2 protein-coding genes are annotated in these 1839 nt (G+C 57.7%); one reads left to right on the top strand and one right to left on the bottom strand.

Annotated elements, in window-relative coordinates; genetic code table 11:
• The coding region (locus tag C5F48_RS23460; protein ID WP_146170746.1) for a cell wall hydrolase at positions 1-387 on the top strand (387 nt) is incomplete at its 5' end.
• Between the two features lie 810 nt (positions 388-1197).
• On the opposite strand, the gene C5F48_RS23455 is transcribed toward C5F48_RS23460, so the two are convergent.
• Positions 1198-1839 (bottom strand): AAA family ATPase (locus C5F48_RS23455; protein ID WP_146170745.1); only part of this gene is annotated, 642 nt, incomplete at its 5' end.

The raw sequence follows: 1839 nt of genomic DNA, 5'->3' as shown, positions 1-1839 counted from the left end.
GGGCAGGCGGCCGTGGCTCTGGTGATCCGCAATCGCACCGACGACGAGCGGTTCCCCGATACCGTGGGAGGGGTCAGCCTTCAGCCGCGGCAGTTCTCGGCGTGGAACGGGGACGGGTCAGGCAATCGGCTGATCTCGCAATACCAGCCGGGCGATGAAGCCTATGACCGGGCGGCCTATGTGGTCGATGCCGTGATGGGCGGCTATGTGCCGGACTTCACCGATGGCGCGACGCACTACTACTCGCCGGCCGGCATGAAGGCGCTGGTCGATCAGGGCTACCAGCGCAACATGATCCCCGGCTGGTTGCAGACCGAGACCGCGAACCGCGATACGCTGCCGGTAAGGATCGGCGGGCATGTGTTCACAGGGCAGGTGAAGGACTGAGACAGCCCTTAACCCGCGTAGAGCAGCTATCGATCATTCCAAGTGCGGTAGTGGCGCATTCTGTTGTCCAATGTGTCGAAAGCCCATTCGGGGTCATGGCATCTCGTTTCACCAGCAGTATGCTCCCAGCCGTTGGCGAGCAGTATCATTCCAAAACACAGGGCTGCACATATGACGCTCGGGAGCCAAAAAATGGGAACCATGGTACCGAGAACGCCGAGGCCAACCGCCGCTGCAGCTGTCGCGAAAATAGGGATGACACGCGAGCGGGGGGCCTCCTTAGGCATCGCACCATGGTCGCGAACAACGCCGGGCAGCGGAGGCGCACCCATTTGGTAATGATCGGTCATCGGGATCGTCCTCCTAAACACAGAAATGCGACAAGAGCCGCCCCGATCAGTGATCAAGGCGGCGAGCAGAAACCAAACGCGAACATAGCACAGATCGGGGGCAAAATAAACGACGCCATTCAGCTCCATAGTTCAGCCTGAACAACTCGATCAAGCGGCTGGCAGGCACTCTGACGGCTTTGCCCGGGTCGGATGAGCTGTAGGACCGCAGCTATCAGCAGGACCAGAAGGGCCCTGAGGTGGACGAGGATCATGCGGATGTTGTGGCGGAAGCTGCCGTTTCGAGCCTGTGTAGAAGCAAATGGCCGCTTCCGTGCGATCGCAGTCTCTCACTAACCAGTGAAACGTCCGGCCCTTGTGCCGCTATGTGCGAAAGAGCCAACGTGCTATTCGCCTAGAGGGGAAGGTGCTTTCAATTTAGGCAAGCCCGCACGCAATCCCGCCATGCCTGACGGCAGGCCTATCGCGGGCCAGCGAGCTTTTCGAGGCCGTTATAGTGCAGCGGCGATACGGCTTTAATCATCTCTAACAGATAGGTCACGTTTTTCTGCGTTTCCGAGACAAGTGCCGGATCGAAGCCCTTGCCGGTCGAGTGGGAGAGATCATTCGCGAACTTATAAATCGCAGTTTTCTTGTGCGGATCAAAGTCGATCTCCTCGAGCTTGGAATGTAGCGAGGCTTCGTAGGGCCGGTGGAAATCTAGGAAGGTTTCGAGCACTTTCCGGGCGACGTTGGGAATATGATAGGAGGCGAGGATCGTCCCATCCGACTTGAAGCCGTGCAGCAGCTTGAACAGGAAGCAATATTCGGTCGGATGGTCGAGCAGAAGCGCGTCGAGCGGCTTAAGCGAGGCATTACGGCATTCATCCGCCTCGGCGCAGACGACCATGAAATAGGCTTTATCGGTCTTTTTGAAGTTTTGGACCCAATTGAGCAGAAGTTTCAGGAAATCGAAATTGTGGGTGAGAATGAATACCTGCTTGACGTCCTTGACCGCATTCTTGAGGAAGGCGAACGCCTGATAGATCGATGCCGCGTCGAGGCTTGAGATCGGGTCGTCGATGACGACGACGCCCTCCTTGGTGTTGAAATCCTGGTCTCC

Source organism: Cereibacter changlensis JA139 (genome assembly GCF_003034985.1).
Classification (GTDB): domain Bacteria; phylum Pseudomonadota; class Alphaproteobacteria; order Rhodobacterales; family Rhodobacteraceae; genus Cereibacter; species Cereibacter changlensis.
The sequence above is the reverse complement of the archived record's forward strand: the minus strand, read 5'-3'. Positions and strand labels throughout refer to the sequence as shown.